Origin of the sequence: Faecalispora anaeroviscerum, from assembly GCF_947568225.1 — a bacterium.
Classification (GTDB): Bacteria; Bacillota; Clostridia; order Oscillospirales; family Acutalibacteraceae; genus Faecalispora; species Faecalispora anaeroviscerum.
This window is the reverse complement of sequence record NZ_CANOOQ010000001.1, coordinates 1181552-1199167: the sequence shown is the minus strand read 5'-3', so window position 1 is coordinate 1199167 and position 17616 is coordinate 1181552. Positions and strand designations below refer to the sequence as shown.

Here is a 17616-nt window from a genome sequence, read left to right as displayed (position 1 = left end):
ATCGGTTCCTCCGGTTTCTTATTTCACGATTTTCTCGTAGGTTTTGTTGATCAGATCATCAGAGGCAATATAGGGCATGGTGATTGCATCCTGGCCCTCGCGGGTCTGGTTGTATTCCGCAACGGTCTCGATGGAATGCTCGCAGCGAGCCCAGCTTCTTCTGGCTACACCGATCATGGTATCCCACGGGATCGAAGCCATCAGAATGTCGTCTACGCGCTTGCTGCCGTCGAGTACCATGCCGAAGCCGCCGTTGATGGACTTGCTGATGCCGACACCGCCGCCGTTGTGCAGAGCCACCAGGCTCATGCCGCGGCCCGCGTTGCCCGCGTAGCACTGAATCGCCATGTCGGCGGTCACGTTGCTGCCGTCATAGATGTTCGAGGTCTCACGGAAGGGAGAATCGGTTCCGCCGGTGTCGTGGTGGTCGCGGCCGAGCATAACGGGGCCGATTTCACCGTTTCGAACCATCTCGTTAAACTTCAGAGCAATGTCGCGGCGGCCGAGCGCATCCTGGTACAGAATACGGCACTGGGTACCAACAACCAGCTTATGCTCTTCCGCGTCGCGGATCCAGATATAGTTGTCACGGTCTGCGCCGCGGCGGTTGGGGTCGATCACAGACATGGCTGCGTGGTCGGTCTTGCGCAGATCCTCCGGTTTGCCGGACAGGCAGCACCAGCGGAACGGGCCATAACCATAGTCGAACAGCATCGGGCCCATGATGTCTTCCACGTAAGAGGGGAAGATAAAGCCTTCGCTGGTGTCCTCGCCGTTTTTGGCAATATCTTTCGCGCCGGCATCAAATACGGCCTTCATAAAGGCGTTGCCGTAATCAAAGAAGTAAGTGCCGCGCTCCACCAGCGTTTTAACCAGGTGGAAGTGCTTGATGAGGGACTCGTCAACCTTCTTGCAGAAGGTATCCTTATCATTGGCCAACATTTCGGTGCGCTCATCAAAGCTCATTCCCTGCGGGCAGTAGCCGCCGTCGTACGGCACATGGCAGGAGGTCTGGTCGGAGAGCAGGTCGATGCGAATGTTGTGATCCACGGCGTACTGGAGCAAATCCACAATATTGCCGTGATAAGCGATGGAAAGAACTTCTTTCTTTTCCATGGCCTCTTTAGCCCAGGTAAAAGCATCCTCAATGGTTTCGGCTACCTTGCCGACCCAGCCCTGGCTGTGGCGGGTTTCAATACGGGAAGCGTCCACTTCAGCAATAATGCCAACGCCGCCGGCGATTTCAACCGCCTTCGGCTGCGCGCCGCTCATGCCGCCGAGGCCGGAGGTGACAAACAGGTGTCCGCGCAGATCGCCGTCCTGCGGAATGCCCAGAACCTTGCGGCCTGCGTTCAGCAGTGTGTTGAAGGTGCCGTGAACAATGCCCTGCGGACCAATGTACATCCAGCCGCCAGCGGTCATCTGGCCATAGCTGGAACAGCCCATTGCGGTGGTCTTTGCCCAGTCGTGGGGATTATCAAACATGCCGACCATCAGGCCGTTGGTGATCACTACGCGGGGGCTGGTCTTATGGGACTTAAACAGGCCCATCGGGTGGCCAGACATCATGACAAGCGTCTGTTCGTCAGTCAGCGCTTCCAAATATTTTTTAATTAACTGATACTGCATCCAGTTCTGGCAGACCTGGCCGGTCTCGCCGTAAGTGACCAGCTCGTAGGGGTACAGGGAGACGGCGTGATCCAGATTGTTGTCGATCATGACCTGGAACGCTTTACCTTCCGTGCAGTTGCCCTTGTACTCGTCGATGGGCTTGCCGTAGATGCGATCCTTCGGCATAAAGCGATAGCCGTAGATACGGCCCCGTGTCATCAGCTCCTCCAAAAATTCCGGAGCAAGCTGCTCGTGAAGCTCTTCAGGAACATAACGCAGCGCGTTTTTCAGAGCGAGTTTGATCTCTCTTTCGTTCAAGGTCAATTCACGCTTCGGTGCGCGGCGAACCCCCTCTTTGAAGGTGGGATATTCCGGCAGAACGGGGTCAAGTTTAATTGTCATAGCATTACCGATCTCAAAATTGTTCATGTGGTAGAACCTCCTTTGCAAATACATAGTAGCACAGCTCTGTCTAAATAACGTCTATAATATAGCAGTACAATTAAAAAAAAAATGAATTCATAGATGCTTTTTGAAAAAAGATAGTGTATAATAAAAGACAAATGATAAATTATAGCCGATTTGTCCTGTTTTTTTGTTGAATATGAGAAAGAGGGTTTCATTTATGCCGACTATTTCTTTTGAGCTTTTGCAGACTCCAAGAGTTTTGTTAGACGGGCAGCAGGTTTTGCTTCCGTTTAAAAAGGCAGAAGCGCTGCTGTATTGCCTGGCCCTGAAAAAGACAATTTCAAGAGAACAGGCGGCGAACCTGCTGTGGGATTCCGACGATTCTCAGGTAGCCAAAAAGAATCTGCGCCATACGCTTTATACCATTAAAAAGACGTTTGATCTGGAATTGATTGTATCACCGAAAAAACATCTGCTCACGCTAAACCCAGAGCTTAGTTACGATATCGACTACGATAACTTCATGAAGAATCATGATTTTTCTCTGTGTGACGGTGAGCTGATGCAGGGCTTCAGCCTAAAAAACGCGGATGTGTTTGAAAACTGGCTGGATATGGAGCGAACAGAGCTCAAGGAATATTATCTGCGCCAGCTGTACGACAGCATGATCCACACCGTGGGAAAGGATGTTCCTGAAACGGAATCGCTGTTTGCCAAATACGTAAAGAAAGATCCGCTGGACGAGCGTGTCTACCAACTGATGATGGAATGCTACCAGAGAAACGGCCTGTATTATAAGGGAATTAAGGTGTATCAAAACATCAGCAAGCTGCTCAACACTGAGCTTCGCATCGCACCATGCGCCGAGCTGGCTCAATTGCACCGCGAGCTGCTCAGTGCGTGGACAGAATCGAGCACCGAGGAGCCCGAGCAGCCGATGGTACACGTGATCGGCCGCAAGGAGGAAATGCAATACTTAATGAAATCGTACCGCTCCTTTTTGCTCGGTACCCCAACGGCCATTTTTGTTCTGGGTGATAATGGGGTCGGGAAAACGTACCTCATTAATCATTTTTTCGACAGCATCGGCGAGGATTCCTGCATCGTGCTGAAAACCATCTGCTTTCAGGAGGAGCGGGAGTTTATCCTCCAGCCCTGGAACACCATTATGTTGCAGTTGGAGCAACACATCCGCAGCCAAAATATCACGGTTCCTGCAAACTACATGAACCACATCAACACATTGTTCCCGCTGTTCGGTGACCGCCCTCTTTCGGTGCAGGTTCCGGAGGATATCATGATTTCCTACAACTACCGCACCACCCGCAACAGTGTGCTCAAGCTGTTTTCTCTCGTGGGGGAGGAAACGCCCATCATCCTGTTTTTCGACAATATTCAGTTTATGGATAACCTCAGTCTGGAGCTGCTCTCGCTGATTATCCGGGAGCGCAATCCCAATATTATGTGCATCTGCACCTGTCTGGATGTGCAGCCGCCGCCGTTGCAAAAGCAGATCAACGCACTGCTGCGCGAAAAGTTCGCCACCCAGCTTTTGCTCGAGCCCTTCAGCGAGCAGGTGGTTAAGGATATTATCGCCGACCGCCTGGGGCCGGACGCGCTGAACGATCAGATCATCCGCCATATTTATCAGGACTCAGAGGGCAACGGCTTTTTCCTTGACCTGCTCATGAGCTACCTGACTCAGGATTCGAGTGCGTCCGGGCATATGCCGTCGAACCCGCAGGACATTCTGCTCGCCCGGCTGGAGGAGCTTTCCACCGATTCGCGGCAGCTGCTCGACACCATTTCGGTCTGCCCCGAATCCATCACGCTCGACATCGTCGAATATATCTTCAATCGCAACACGCTGGAGATCATAGAATTGACGGACGACCTCAAACAGCGCAGCCTGATTCGCGAGAAAGTGTCTGACGGGCAGATTCGCTTCCAGTTCCGCCATGCGAAAATGCAGGATTTCGTCCATTCGCAGCTTTCGCCCTCCAAGCGCAGGCTGCTGCACGCCCGTGTTGCCAATTATTACGAGCAGGCATCGGAGCTGATCCGTAACAACAGCTGGTATCAGCGCGTGATTTATCATTACGCACAGGCCGGCAATGACCCGAAGGTGCTGCAATATAAAATCCTGAGTCTTTCCGATTACTCCCGCTTTAATTATGAGCTGTACCCGATTCTGCAGCTGCAGAAGGATTCAGCCCTGAAAGCGCCGAAGCAGCTGACCAAATATTTTGACGAGCTGACCACGGAGCTGATCCGTCTGTATAACTATCAGCCGAACGTTCTGGATTTTGCCGAAATAGAAACGTGGCTGTATCTGGTAATTGGAAAATACTGTATTTCACAGGGCCAATACAAAAAAGGCCTGGAGGCGATTCACCGTAGCCTGACCCATACCGAATATTTGGAGGTACACCCGCAGATTCATATTTCGTGCCTGCGCCAGTTGACTTTTTATGGGATTCAGGTTGGGGATACGGAGCTGATGTGCGAAAATATTCAGAAGAGCATGGAAATTGCAAAAGAAAACCGTCTTGTGATCGACTATGCAATTGAATGCCGCCTTCAGGGGCTGTATCTGCTCATGTGCGGCCGATACGATGAAAGCCGAGAGCAGTTGAATCAGGCCATCAATCGGTTCGAATCCGCCTCCTTGGACGCTCAGAACTACGTTTTGAATTTAGCGGCTTGCTATAATTATCTGGGAGAGGTGGAGCGCAAGCAGCAGAATTTTGAACGCTCGCTTGAATACTACGACCGTGCGCTTGAAATTTGCAGTGACCGCAAATACCCCAAGAATCCTACGTTCTATTCCAATCAGGCGAGGGCGTTGCTTGCGATGGGAAAGAAGGAGCAGGCAGCCGACCGTTTCTTCACCGCAAACAAGCTGTACGATGCTTCGAGCATTCTGGTGGGTCGCGGAATTACCAAGTCTTATTGCGCGTTGCTGTATGCGGCAGAGGGAAACTTTAAGGACTCCAAATCCCTGCTGGCTGAGGCGGAAAGGCACGCACAAATGCTTGCTTCTCCCATGTCTTTGGGCATTCTTGAGCGGATTAAGGCGATCCTGATCAAGAATTATCCGGAGGAGTTTGCTGACGTCATTCCGGAGGGCTTTGAAGCCTGCTGCGCAAACGCCGAAAAGCACATGGAGCATCTGCCGGGGGCCTATGAGCTGTATCTGCCGCTGGAGCTGGCCGACACAACGCTTTAAACGAAAAAAAGACGCGCGCATGGTATGCTAAAGCCAATTCAAATAACGATTGGAAGTTAAAATGTGTTCTCCTCCGCCTTTGGCGGGGGAAAGCACGAAATTCATTCCGTGCTGTTCTTTGATATTGCTGTAAGGCCAGAAGATCATACCGGGGAACCACCGGTGTGCAGGAAAGGAGCGTTCCAGTGAAGTTTTCAATTAGAGTAGCAGATCCGGCGGGCAACATTACGATTTTTGTACTTGGTGACGTGCCGCCGGAGCAGTATGCCCCCATTGCGGCAAAGCTGCTGTCTATGGAGGAATACCATGCCGAACAGGTCGCTTTTCAGGTTGTGCCCCGCATGGGAGCGCAGGGTCGCATTCAGATGATGGGCGGTGAGTTCTGCGGCAATGCAGCCCGCAGCTTTGGGTATCTGCTCAGCACGCTGCTGCCGGGGCATCCCGATACCGTAACGGTAGAGATCAGCGGGGCCGAACAGCCCTTGACGGTGACGATCGACCGGGAGGGCGGCCGGTGCGAAACGGAAATGCCGCTCCCCGTCGGGATGATTCAAGTAGAATTTGGCGGACAGAAATACAATGCCGTTTGTTTTGACGGAATTGTACATACCATCGTTCCGGGAGAAGCCAGGGATGAAGGTTTTGTCCGCGAGCTGCTTGCGGCGGTTCAGGCTGCCGCGCCCGCCAGTGCCTATGGAATCCTTTTCCTGAACGGGCAAAATATGACCCCTGTGGTGTATGTTTGCGATACGGATTCCCTGATTTGGGAGAGCAGCTGCGGCAGCGGTTCCATGGCCGTTGCGGTATACCTGGCCATGCAGAAGGGAGACGGTGAGCATCGCTTCAGCCTGCACCAGCCCGGCGGTGTGATTGAAGCCACCGCTACCGTTGAAAACAGCCGTGTTGTTCACTGCCATATGGGTGGCCCGGTGAGCCTGTCGGACGAAATTATCGTTGACCTGCCTGAATTCTGATTTTATTCGCATAAAAGCCCACCAACGCCTTGCGCTGTTGGCGGGCTTTTTCTGTGCAGTGGCCATAGGCCCCGCTAAAAAATTGAAGAATTATCTTTCTATGGATAACATTGCGGCTTTTGACGCGTGAATTCTGGTCGTATCAAAAACAGACAGGTCAGTATCCTGCTGCTGAATCAGCAGCCCGATTTCCGTGCAGCCGAGAATAACACCTTGAGCGCCGCGCTTGGCAAGAGCTTTGATAATATCCCGATACTTTTCCTTTGAAATTTCTGAAACAATACCCAAACATAACTCATGATAAATAATATTGTTTATCGTTTCAATTTCCTGTTCGTCCGGGATAAGAACGGTAATTCCCGCGCGTATCAGCTTTTCCTTATAAAAATCCTGTGTCATTGTATATTTGGTTCCAAGTAATGCGATCTTTGTAATATTGCAGCGCTTTAATTCATCTGCTGTTGCTTCCGCAATATGAATAATTGGAATAGCGATTTTGCTTTGAATCTGGGGCGCTACCTTATGCATGGTATTAGTGCAAATCACAATGAAGTCTGCTCCGGCTTTTTCCAGATTCCGGGCCGCCGAAGAGAGAATATCCGCGCTTTTATCCCAATCACCATCCGCCTGATACTTTTCAATTTCAAAAAAATCTACGCTATACAGCAGAATCTTTGCGGAATGCAGTCCGCCCAGCTCTTGTTTTACGATTTCATTTATAATCTGATAATAAGTAACTGTGCTTTCCCAACTCATCCCGCCAAGCAGTCCTATCGTTTTCAAGATAAATTCCCCCTAGAATCAAATTTTAGTGTCTCTGTGCATATGATCAACTCTTTGCGCTCTTTCAATCAATTCAGTTTACCACGGCAATCGGTTTTGGGCAATGGTACGGTGAAACAGCCGGAGCGCCACTCTGACCAGGCCAATTCCAAGGGGGGGTTACCGCTCGGTATTGACACAAAGGAAAATCCGTGCTAAGTTATGGGTAATCGAATAGATTGCGGGGGGACTCTTCGGAGTTGAGAAGGTAAAACCTGACCCTTTGAACCTGTCAGTTAATACTGGCGCAGGGAAGCAAGCAGAGAAGAATCAATCGTGCTTTCCTCACAAGGGAAAGCACTTTTTTGTTTTATACAACTGAATCTGTTGCGGGGGGACTCTTTGGAGTTGAGAAGGTTAAAACCTGACCCTTTGAACCTGTTAGTTAACACTGGCGTAGGGAAGCGAAACATCGATCGAAAGGATGCTTGCCATAGTCGGCGGCATCCTTTTTGTTTTGAGAAAAGAAAGGAAACCAAAATGAAAAAGCTTTTGACCATAGCCGGCTCAGATTGCAGCGGCGGCGCCGGAATTCAAGCCGATCTAAAAACCTTTGCAGCGCACGGAGCCTTCGGCATGAGCGTAATTGTTTCCGTAGTGGCGGAAAACACTTGCGAGGTTTTCGGTGTACAGGATATTTCCCCAGATATGATCGAAAAGCAGATCGACGCCGTATTTCAAGACATTGGCACAGACGCGGTCAAGGTCGGGATGCTTTCAAAATCTGACTGCATGCGTGCCGTAGCGAAAAAGCTGCGCGAATACCGGCCAAGTAATGTGGTGATTGACCCCGTAATGCTGGCGAAAAACGGCTGCCCTCTCATGCAGCCGGATTCCATGGATACGCTGATCCGCGAGATTCTGCCGCTGGCCGATCTGCTTACCCCCAATATTCCCGAAGCAGAAGCTATTACCGGTATTGCGGTTCATTCACCGGAGGACATGGAGCGCGCGGCGAAGAGGATTCATGACATGGGAGCAACGGGAGTTTTGGTCAAAGGAGGCCACGCCGACGGCGATGCGCTGGACATTCTGTATGATGGCGAGCGGTTCTACCGGTTCAGTGAGGAGCGAATCCAGACCAAAAACACGCACGGCACGGGCTGTACGTATTCCTCCGCCATCGCCTGCAATCTTGCGTCCGGCTGTTCTATGGAGGAAGCGGTACGAAAAGCAAAAGCGTATGTGACCACCGCAATCCGCCATTCGCTCGCGATCGGAAAGGGCTGCGGCCCCACGCATCATTTTTATGATCTTTATGAGAACGGATTACAGGAAAGAGAGGGAAAATAAATGGAATTTCAAACACAGATGGACGCTGCCCGTCAGGGGATTATTACAAAAGAGCTGCGGCAGGTCGCGCAGGAAGAAAATATCGCGGAGCAGGAGCTGTTGGAGCTGGTAGCCGGCGGTCAGGTCGTTATCCCGGCCAATGTGCGCCATACCGCTTTGCACCCATATGGTGTGGGGAAGGGACTTCGCACGAAAATCAATGTAAATCTTGGTGTTTCCGGTGACTGCGTGGATTACCGGGTAGAGATGGAGAAGGTACGGCTTGCCGAGAAATTCGGAGCCGAGGCCATCATGGATTTGAGCAACTACGGCAAGACACATACCTTCCGGCAGAAGCTGATTGAAACCTCGCCCGCCATGATAGGTACTGTCCCGGTTTACGATGCGGTCGGGTATCTCGAAAAGGATCTCAAAGAGATCACCGCGCAGGATTTTTTGAAGGTGGTGCGCGCCCACGCGGAAGAGGGTGTGGATTTTATGACGATTCACGCCGGGCTGAACCGCCGCGCCGTAGAGATTTTCATGCGGGAGCGTCGGCAGATGAACATTGTGTCGCGCGGTGGCTCGCTTCTGTTCGCATGGATGAAGATGACCGGGAACGAAAACCCGTTCTATGAGCATTACGACGAGCTGCTCGAGATTCTGCACGAATTTGATGTTACCATCAGTCTTGGCGATGCTCTGCGCCCCGGCAGCATCGCAGACGCGACGGATGCTTCGCAGATTGCCGAGTTGACAGAGCTTGGGAGCCTGACAAAGCGTGCATGGGAGCGCGGCGTTCAGGTTTTGGTGGAGGGCCCCGGACACATGGCGATGGATGAAATCGCCGCCAACATGAAGCTCGAAAAGCGGCTGTGTCACGGCGCTCCGTTTTATGTGCTGGGCCCGCTGGTCACAGACATCGCTCCGGGGTATGACCACATTACCTCAGCCATCGGCGGGGCAATCGCGGCTGCAAACGGAGCAGATTTTCTTTGCTACGTTACTCCCGCCGAGCATTTGCGCCTGCCCGATCTGTCCGACGTGAAGGAGGGGATCATCGCATCGAAAATCGCGGCCCACGCAGCGGATATTTCCAAGGGAATCAAAAACGCGCGTCAGGCGGATTACCGCATCAGCGAAGCCAGAAGGCGTCTGGACTGGGAAGAAACGTTCCAGCTTGCGCTCGATGGAGAGAAGGCCAGAACATATTTTGAGAGCGTTCCTCCGGAGGATCAGCACAGCTGCTCCATGTGCGGAAAAATGTGCGCTGTGCGCACCATGAACAGGATTCTGGAGGGGCTCGACGTAGAGCTGATGCCGGAAAACAAATAAGAGAAAAGGGGAAATACGATGACTCAGAGGGAATGGATCCAGCAAATCAGCGGTGTTTTGGAGCAGGTTCGCACGAAGAAGCCGCTGGTTCACCACATCACTAATTACGTGACCGTTAACGACTGCGCCAATATTACGCTGGCCATCGGCGCCTCGCCTATTATGGCGGATGACCTTGGAGAAGCGGCAGATATTACCGCGATTTCATCCGCACTGGTGCTGAATATTGGCACACTGAACGAAAGAACGATTGAATCGATGCTCGCAGCGGGAAAACAGGCGAACAAAATCGGGATTCCCGTAGTGCTGGATCCGGTTGGAGCGGGGGCTTCCGAGCTGCGCAACCGCACCACAAAGCGCATTCTTGAGGAAGTAAAAATCAGCGTGCTGCGCGGCAATTGCTCCGAAATCCGGTTTGTTGCCGGGCTGAGCGCCCAGACAAAGGGTGTGGATGCCTCAGAGGAGGACAGTAAGGGCGGGCCGCAGGCCGGGGGAGAGATCGCGCAGGCGATATCGAAGCGGCTTGGCTGTGTTACCGCTGTTACCGGCGCTATCGACATCGTAACGGATGGGACGCGCACGCTGTATTTGAAGAATGGAGTGCCCGAGCTTTCCGGCGTTACGGGAACGGGCTGTATGTGCACCTCTCTGATCGGTTCCTTCTGCGGCGCCACGGATGATTTTCTTTCCGCCGCCGCGGGGGGGATCCTTGCCATGAGCGTTGCGGGGGAAATTGCGGCCGAAAAGGCGGGCAATCTCGGCAGCGGCAGCTTTCACGTCGCAATGGTCGATGCGATCAGCCGAATGAGCACAGAAGTACTGGGAGAGAGGGCGAAGCTCGATGAAGCCTGAATTTGATCTCAGCCTGTACCTTGTTACCGACCGCAGCCTGATGAGCACGCCTACACTGGAGCAGACTGTGGAACAGGCGATAGACGGTGGCGTCACGCTGGTGCAGCTCCGTGAAAAAGATGCGTCTTCCCTTGGCTTTTACCACACGGCACTCGGCTTGAAGCGGTTGGCCGACGCAAAGGGAATTCCCCTGATTATTAACGACCGGGTGGATATTGCCCTCGCGGTCGACGCCGCGGGTGTGCATATCGGGCAGGAGGATCTGCCCGCCCGGACGGTTCGCGCCATTCTTGGGGAGGATAAGCTTCTCGGCGTTTCCGCTTCCACGCTGAAGCAGGCCGTTCAGGCCGAGCGCGACGGCGCAGATTATCTGGGCGTGGGCGCCATGTTCGCAACCGCTACAAAAACGGATGCCCAGATTGTTTCTATGGAGGAGTTGAAAAAAATCCGCGCAGCCGTAAGTCTCCCGATCGTTGTGATCGGCGGCATTCACGCAGATACAATCCCTTTGTTTCAGGGCAGTGGCATCGACGGTTTCGCCGTAGTTTCGGCAATCGTCGCCGCTAAGGACATCTCATCCGCGGCCCGTGGCCTGAAAAGCTTGGTGGAGCAGCAAGTCTATCTAAAAGGGAAATAAAACTATTTGGAAAGAAACGCAAATGGCAACATGCTTTAAAATGTTTTTAAGCACTCTTTAATAATTAAAATTTGAGGTTTGGCAGCTTAAAAGCGCAAACGCAAATGGAATTAGGTATAGGGGAAAGGGAGGTAAACAGGAAAAGGGACATGGAAGAAAACTTCCATGTCCCTTTGACGTTTTGAATAATACCAATCAGAGCAAGAAAGGTGCAAAGAGCGCCAGAGCAAAGATTGGAATATCGGATGCAATAAACGTTGGTACGCAGGTATCCCAAATGTGGTCGTGCTGTCCGTCCGCGTTGAGTCCGGCCGTCGGTCCGAGTGTGGTATCGGAAACGGGAGAACCGGTATCGCCGATGGTAGCAGCCGCAGCAATTAGGAGTGTGGTTGCGCCGATGCTGAAGCCCAGCTGTGCGCAAAGCGGTACATACAGAACCGCCAGAACAGGAACCGTACCGAAGGAGGTACCGGTGCCCATTACGATGAACATGCCGACGAGCATCATGACGAGAGCGCCAAGGAACTTGTTGCCGCCGATGAAGCCCAAAGAGCTCTGAATCAGCTGGTCAACACCGCCACTGTCGCGGAGAACGGCGCTGAAGCCGTTGGAGGCCAGCATAACAAATGCGATGAAGCCCATCAGCTGAACGCCTTCGTCAATAATCTTATCCATGTCGGACCATTTGACTGCCTTGGTGATAAACATAATCGCCAAACCAACCAGTGCGCCCAGCGGCAGAGAACCGAATGCCAGCTGGATGACCAGGGTAACGAGAGCTGCAATAACCGCAGCCCAATGCTTGAAGGTCATGGTGGTGTCAACGGTATCCAGATCAACCGCGAAGCCTTCCACGTTCTTATACTCTCTGGGTTTGCGATACAGGAACAGCACTACCAGCACAAAGCCAACCAGCATTGCAATGCCGAGGGGCCAGGTGTAATGCCAAACATCCATCTTGTCGATTTCCATGCCGTTTTTGGTCATGTTGTTCGAAATAATGCCGTGGTAAATCAAACCAAATCCGGCAGGAATGGCAACATAAGGAGCACGCAGACCAAACGCAAGGGCGCAGGCCACAGCTCTTCTGTCGATCTTCATTTTGTTCATGACGATCAGCAGCGGGGGAATCAGAATCGGGATGAAAGCGATATGTACAGGAATCAGATTCTGAGAGAAGCAGGAAATAAAGCCAAGGAAAAATACGAATACCAGTGATTTTCCGTTGACCAGCTTGGCAATTTTCACCGCCAGAATGTCAGAAACGCCTGTGTAGCTGATCGTAGCGGCCAGACCGCCCAGCATTACATAAGACAGGGCTGTTTCGGGATCCTCACCAATACCGGTGATAAAGGTAGACATTGTTGTCTGAATGTCCATGCCTGCGACCAGACCAGCGGTAACGGCAGAGGCAAAGAGAGCCAGCAGAACGTTTACTCTCAAAAAGCAGAGAACAAGCAGTACAACAACGGCAATCAGTACCGGGTTTGTTAAAACCATAAAATAACCTCCTCTTGTTTTGTGAAAGGGAAATCCTGTAAAAATGATACAGAAAATATCCCCTCTTTTTATGCCACAAGCCCTATCCGAAGAATTGAGTATTCATAAAGCACAAACTGAGAAACCAAAGATTCCTCTTCTCAGTTCCGGAGCATACCTACTTCGCGTGGAACAAATCCTTGGATTTTAAGCCTCAAATTTGAGAGGGATGCGGCCGGTCAGCAAACACAGCGTGAATTGTACTTTTCATTTCTCCTTTCGTTGCGTTTATTTGTGTATGCTATGAATCTCGTTAGCTGCAAGGGCTATCCGCACGAATCTTAGGTTCTTTTGCGGAACGATCAGGTGCAAATTAGAAGGGCAACCTGATCACGTTTCCTGCTGTGAGCCGGATACCACCGGAAAATATAGCAGAAAGGGAATGTGATTGTGCAAGGGGGGGACGACGGAACAGTACTCCGTCGAGGAGTCGAATACCAGGGTAGAAAAACCGGACACCGATGGTTTCCTTCGGGCGATCCATTGGGCAAAGAACAAAGTGACAATAATCAGCTGTACCAAATGAGTGAGAAAGAAGGGGGCGAAGAGCGGCAGATTCGTTCAACGTTTCACAGTCTTCGCCCCAATTCTCCAGAATCAGTTTCACACGGGGAGAGTTCTTTGCGCCGGATCGGAACTGTTAGCGGTGTTCAATTTACTCTTTCGGTAAATTACATCTCGATCTCGGAAGCGCCTTTTTCAACATGAGAAATCAGGCTGCCGTCGATGATGGTGCTTTCGCACAGGTTAATATCCTCGTACAGCGGGCGGTCTTCTTCCAGCTTAGTCACCAGAGAACGAATGGTATCATAGGCGGGTTTGGTACCAGCGCCCATGCCCTTGTCACCGCGCATATCGATGGCCTGGCAGGCGCACATCAGCTCCATAGCCAGAACACGGCGGGCGTTGCCAAGAATATCGCGGGCCTTGCGCGCCGCGATGGTGCCCATGCTGACGTGATCTTCCTGGTTTGCGGAGGAAGGGATGCTGTCAACGCTGGCGGGATGCGCCAGAACCTTGTTTTCAGAAACCAGAGCCGCAGCGGAGTACTGAACGATCATAAAGCCGGAGTTTACGCCGCCGTCTTTGGTTAAAAATGCGGGCAGGCCGCTCAGTGCGGGGTTTACAAGGCGCTCAATGCGGCGTTCAGAAACGTTCGCGAGCTCCGCGACCGCGATTCCCAAAAAGTCAAAGGGAAGCGCCATCGGCTGGCCGTGGAAGTTGCCGCCGGAGATGGCATCCATGGTGTCTTTCAAAATAATCGGGTTATCGGTAACCGAGTTGATCTCGATTTCGACCTTCTGCTTTACAAAATTGATCGCGTCCTTGCTCGCGCCGTGAATCTGCGGTACGCAGCGCAGGGAGTAAGCATCCTGAACACGAATTTCGCCCTGACGGGTGGTGTTTTTGCTGCCCTTCAGTAGCTGCTGGAGAATTCTGGCCGTATCCATCTGGCCTTTGTGGGGGCGGATGACATGGATGCGGCTGTCGAGTGCATCGGTTACGCCGTTGTGTGCTTCAAAGCTCAGAGCAGCCGCAACGTCGGCAACCTTCAGCAGCTCCAGAGCATCATAGACGGTCAAGGCGCCAGTGGAGGTCATAGCCGGAGTACCATTGATCAGTGCCAAACCCTCTTTTGCGCTCAGCTCCACTACGGAGATACCTGCACGCTTCATTGCTTCGCCGCCGTCCAGAATTTCGCCCTTGTATTCTGCTTTACCAAGGCCGATCATCGGCAGAACCATGTGAGCCAAAGGAGCCAGGTCACCGGAAGCGCCCAAAGAACCCTTTTCGGGAATCTGAGGGGTAACGCCCTTGTTGAGCATTTCGATCAGGACCTCGACAACCTCCATACGGCAGCCGGAAAAGCCCTTGGCCATATTGTTAACACGGAGCAGCAGCATTCCGCGGGCCGCATCGCGCGGGAACGGATTGCCGGCGCCAACCGCGTGGGTGATGATCAGGTTTTTCTGGAGCAGCTTGCATTCATCGCTGTTGATGACAACATCGCTGAATTTTCCGAATCCGGTGGTTACGCCGTAAACAACGCGATCTTCATCAACAATTTGATCCACAACCTTGCGGGAATCGATAATATTCTGTTTCGCCTGTTCAGACAAAGCAACAGGCACGTCCTCGCGGCAAACCTGCGCGAATTCTTCCAGGGTTAGATCCTGGCCGGTCAAAATAACAGTTTTCATAATGTACAATCTCCTTTTACCATTTTGGTTACGATGCAACTCACACACAAATAATTTATTGAACTTGACCAGATTATACATCGCTGCCTGTCAAAGAAACGTCTAAGTGGGTCCGCTTGCTTTTCTGAAAATAAGGCTGCAAAAATTGCTGAATTGCAATGATCAGCCGGGGAGAAACAAACCCAGATGTAAATAAACATAAACTGCAATAAAAAATGAAAAATAAGATGATAAAGCGAAAAAAGATCGAAATTTTGCAGCGACCGAAGCCAGGCCAGCAGCCGGCAATTTACGTTCCTTCTCATTTTACGTGGAAAAGATACAAAAGAGAAGAGGATAATAGCAAAAAAATTGAAAAGATTGATCAACAGAAAAAAGTAATGATTCTAATAAGAGGATTTTCCCTCTTCAAAAACATTGAAAAAGCTAGCAGGAATGAGGTTGTAAGAAGGTTTCTCAGAACATTTTTACTTCTGATTTGGAATGAAAAAAACGCAGGTTTTACCACCTGCGTTTTTGCTGACAATATTCTAAATTTGCTTTATTGATTTATTAAAATAAATTAATAGCTTGCTAATTCATTAGCGTACTAAAACAAATGAAAAGAGATCGTTTTGCAGCAATTTTGAAAAGAACAGAGTGCTGATTATTTAGGGTAATGGGAGGAGTTTGTCCATCTTTCCATTTTTATGCTTTTGCTTTTTCCGTATATGATAAGAGGAAGAAAGTTGTGTTTTCACACCTCAATTGAGCCTTAATTTGCTTAAGTTGAAAAGACGGAAAAAAGATGATATTTCATTATGCTAATTCGCTAACAAATTGTAGAATCCGCAGTGCTCCTGACTTTCTGTGGATTTTGGGGCTTTTTTCATCTTAAGTTGATTTATGGTGGGTTTTTGAAAAAAAGAAAAACTGCATGTTTTTCTTGAGAAAAATTTAAATTCCGTCAAAAATTTTGAAAATAAGCAAGAAAGATGACGATATATGCAGGGTAAGATATAAAAGCAATTTTTGAATATTTTTATTTATAAAACCATGCATTTTACTTATATTGTCAATCGAAAGAGGTAGTGAAAGGATTAAATCTAAAAACAGCTATAAATCCCGATGTTACTTGGTTATTTACGGTACTGATGTATCACTCTCATCTTTCCGTTTTCTTTCAGTCTTGTAGTTTGGAAGAAAAAAGCAGAATAAACGATTGAGTTTTTTCGTTTTTGGAAACAATTTTGGTTGATTAAATTGCGCTGAAAAGCATGGAAATTCCATTTTGTTAAAAAAGTAATAAAAAGGGACATGGAAGAAAATTCCCATGTCCCTCTGAAAGTTGCGCATCGATACATGAAGACATGACACCCAACCGCAAAAGAATTAACTTGCTTTTATGCGAATCCGATCGCAATGCTAATTGCAATTAAAATTCCTTCGGTTAAAAGTAAAAGGAAAAAGAGAGGAGTAAACCACTTCATCCATTTTTGCAGAGGGATTCCCGCAATAGCACAAATAACTGGAGTGGAAGCGGTCGGCCACAGTACATTTGTCAGGCCGTCGCCAAACTGGAAGGCCAATACCGCTACCTGTCTTGAAATGCCAAGTAAGTCAGAAAGCGGTGCCATAATAGGCATGCTAACAACGGCCATTCCGGTACTGGAGGGGATCAGGAAATTCAGTAAGGTCTGGAATACCAGCATAGCCTCGCCGGCAATCCATTTAGGCATATAAGAAAGAGGAATAGACAGTCCATAAACAACAGTGTCAATAATATTGCCTTCGTTCAGTACAACCAAAATGGCGCGGGCTACACCGATCATAATGCAAGCCATAGCAATTTCGGAGAATGAATTCGCCATTTTTTCACAGATTGTGTTTGGGCTCCACCCCATAATAACGGCGCTAACAATGCCCATGACAAGGAATGCGGTGCAAAGTTCCTCAAAATACCAGCCCTGGTTTTTGCATCCCCAGACAATAACAACGATTCCAAGCAGAAGGGTTAATAGGACGCCTTTTTCGCGGATCCCAAATGGATGGTTCTCCAGATCATCCTTATCCATCTCCAAGTGGGCGAAAGATACTCCATATACCACACTTTTATGCGGATCAGCTTCTACCTTCAGCGCATATCGGATCATGTAAATGGAAGCGACTGTGATCATGACTAAATGGGATATAATTCTGAAGCCGCTTCCGGACATTTGCGTTACCCCAGCAATGCTTTGAGCCATTCCGACATTAAATGGGTTCATGAATGCACAGGAATAGCCGATAGAGGTTGCCAGTGCAACAATACCTGCACCAACAATAGCATCATAGCCCATTGCAATGGTAATACCTACAAAGATAGGGATAAACGGATACATTTCTTCAAAGCAGCCGATCGTTGAAGACGCGATACCGATGATGATCAAAAATGCGGGAATGATTAAAGTGCGGTATTTGCCGTGTACTCTTTTTAACAGTTTGGCGACCAGTCCATTAAAGGCGCCGCTTGAAATAATCAGGCCAATGGAGGCATGCCATGAAAACGAAGAAAATAATGCTGCCGGCATCCAGCATGCCTTTGTAAAGGCTGCTGATCAGCTGGAACAAAGATACAGGAGTAGAATCCACTACATGATAGGTGCCGGGGACAACCATCATTCTGCCCGCATCGTTTTTCACTCTGTCGAAAACACCAGCGGGTAAAATATAAGAGGCGGCCGCACAAACGCATGCAAACATAAAAAGCAAGAGATA

Annotated in this window: 12 protein-coding genes and 2 riboswitches; of the genes, 7 read left to right on the top strand and 5 right to left on the bottom strand. The window is 50.1% G+C overall.

Going from position 1 to position 17616, the window contains the following annotated elements:
* Nucleotides 1-18: 18 nt before the first annotated feature.
* Nucleotides 19-2040, bottom strand: coding sequence for a urocanate hydratase (locus QOS46_RS05915; protein WP_283608074.1), 2022 nt, complete (start codon nt 2038-2040; stop codon nt 19-21).
* A gap of 196 nt (nt 2041-2236) precedes the next feature.
* Here QOS46_RS05915 and QOS46_RS05910 point away from each other — a divergent pair, with 196 nt between their 5' ends.
* On the top strand, nt 2237-5248 hold the full coding sequence (locus QOS46_RS05910) for an AAA family ATPase (RefSeq protein ID WP_283608073.1): 3012 nt from the start codon (nt 2237-2239) through the stop codon (nt 5246-5248).
* Nucleotides 5249-5433: 185 nt separating this feature from the next.
* On the top strand, nt 5434-6222 hold the full coding sequence (locus tag QOS46_RS05905; protein ID WP_283608072.1) for a hypothetical protein: 789 nt from the start codon (nt 5434-5436) through the stop codon (nt 6220-6222).
* A gap of 90 nt (nt 6223-6312) precedes the next feature.
* On the opposite strand, the gene QOS46_RS05900 is transcribed toward QOS46_RS05905, so the two are convergent.
* Entirely contained in the window at nt 6313-7005 is a 693-nt protein-coding gene (locus tag QOS46_RS05900; protein WP_283608070.1) for an aspartate/glutamate racemase family protein, read from the bottom strand.
* Nucleotides 7006-7217: 212 nt separating this feature from the next.
* Nucleotides 7218-7316: riboswitch (TPP riboswitch) on the top strand.
* Between the two features lie 49 nt (nt 7317-7365).
* Nucleotides 7366-7465: riboswitch (TPP riboswitch) on the top strand.
* 59 nt (nt 7466-7524) lie between these two features.
* Here QOS46_RS05900 and thiD point away from each other — a divergent pair.
* The 4 genes from thiD to thiE are packed head-to-tail and all read left to right on the top strand — an operon-like array spanning nt 7525 to nt 11140.
* Nucleotides 7525-8337: a bifunctional hydroxymethylpyrimidine kinase/phosphomethylpyrimidine kinase gene (thiD, locus tag QOS46_RS05895; RefSeq protein WP_283608069.1), complete on the top strand. Its 813-nt coding sequence runs from the start codon at nt 7525-7527 to the stop codon at nt 8335-8337.
* Nucleotides 8338-9651: a phosphomethylpyrimidine synthase ThiC gene (thiC, locus tag QOS46_RS05890; protein WP_283608067.1), complete on the top strand. Its 1314-nt coding sequence runs from the start codon at nt 8338-8340 to the stop codon at nt 9649-9651.
* Nucleotides 9652-9669: 18 nt separating this feature from the next.
* Nucleotides 9670-10503 (top strand): hydroxyethylthiazole kinase, encoded by an 834-nt coding sequence (thiM, locus tag QOS46_RS05885; protein WP_283608065.1) that lies wholly within the window; start codon nt 9670-9672, stop codon nt 10501-10503.
* Nucleotides 10493-11140, top strand: coding sequence for a thiamine phosphate synthase (thiE, locus tag QOS46_RS05880; protein ID WP_283608063.1), 648 nt, complete (start codon nt 10493-10495; stop codon nt 11138-11140). The genes thiM and thiE overlap by 11 nt, the downstream gene beginning before the upstream one ends.
* 195 nt (nt 11141-11335) lie before the next feature.
* Here thiE and QOS46_RS05875 read toward each other — a convergent pair whose 3' ends face one another.
* Together QOS46_RS05875 and hutH are read right to left on the bottom strand one after the other, a co-directional pair.
* The gene (locus tag QOS46_RS05875; RefSeq protein WP_283608061.1) at nt 11336-12640 is read right to left on the bottom strand and encodes an SLC13 family permease; all 1305 of its coding nucleotides are present in this window, start codon (nt 12638-12640) and stop codon (nt 11336-11338) included.
* Nucleotides 12641-13350: 710 nt separating this feature from the next.
* Nucleotides 13351-14880 carry a histidine ammonia-lyase gene (gene hutH / locus QOS46_RS05870; RefSeq protein WP_283608059.1) on the bottom strand — a complete coding sequence of 510 codons (1530 nt, stop codon included), beginning with the start codon at nt 14878-14880 and terminating at the stop codon, nt 13351-13353.
* Nucleotides 14881-15107: 227 nt separating this feature from the next.
* Here hutH and QOS46_RS05865 point away from each other — a divergent pair, with 227 nt between their 5' ends.
* A complete protein-coding gene (locus QOS46_RS05865; RefSeq protein WP_283608034.1) occupies nt 15108-15428 on the top strand; it encodes a hypothetical protein in 321 nt (106 codons plus the stop codon).
* Between the two features lie 834 nt (nt 15429-16262).
* Here the strand turns inward: QOS46_RS05865 and QOS46_RS05860 are convergent.
* Nucleotides 16263-17429 carry a YfcC family protein gene (locus QOS46_RS05860; protein ID WP_283608033.1) on the bottom strand — a complete coding sequence of 389 codons (1167 nt, stop codon included), beginning with the start codon at nt 17427-17429 and terminating at the stop codon, nt 16263-16265.
* Nucleotides 17430-17616: the final 187 nt, after the last annotated feature.

What these genes read in the sequence shown, in the direction of transcription:
- QOS46_RS05910 (WP_283608073.1), top strand. Translation starts at nt 2,237, where the DNA reads ATGCCGACTATTTCTTTTGAGCTTTTGCAGACTCCAAGAGTTTTGTTA.
- thiE (WP_283608063.1), top strand. Translation starts at nt 10,493, where the DNA reads ATGAAGCCTGAATTTGATCTCAGCCTGTACCTTGTTACCGACCGCAGC.
- QOS46_RS05915 (WP_283608074.1), bottom strand. Translation starts at nt 2,040, where the DNA reads ATGAACAATTTTGAGATCGGTAATGCTATGACAATTAAACTTGACCCC.
- thiC (WP_283608067.1), top strand. Translation starts at nt 8,338, where the DNA reads ATGGAATTTCAAACACAGATGGACGCTGCCCGTCAGGGGATTATTACA.
- QOS46_RS05860 (WP_283608033.1), bottom strand. Translation starts at nt 17,429, where the DNA reads ATGCCGGCAGCATTATTTTCTTCGTTTTCATGGCATGCCTCCATTGGC.
- thiD (WP_283608069.1), top strand. Translation starts at nt 7,525, where the DNA reads ATGAAAAAGCTTTTGACCATAGCCGGCTCAGATTGCAGCGGCGGCGCC.
- hutH (WP_283608059.1), bottom strand. Translation starts at nt 14,880, where the DNA reads ATGAAAACTGTTATTTTGACCGGCCAGGATCTAACCCTGGAAGAATTC.
- QOS46_RS05865 (WP_283608034.1), top strand. Translation starts at nt 15,108, where the DNA reads ATGATAAAGCGAAAAAAGATCGAAATTTTGCAGCGACCGAAGCCAGGC.
- thiM (WP_283608065.1), top strand. Translation starts at nt 9,670, where the DNA reads ATGACTCAGAGGGAATGGATCCAGCAAATCAGCGGTGTTTTGGAGCAG.
- QOS46_RS05875 (WP_283608061.1), bottom strand. Translation starts at nt 12,640, where the DNA reads ATGGTTTTAACAAACCCGGTACTGATTGCCGTTGTTGTACTGCTTGTT.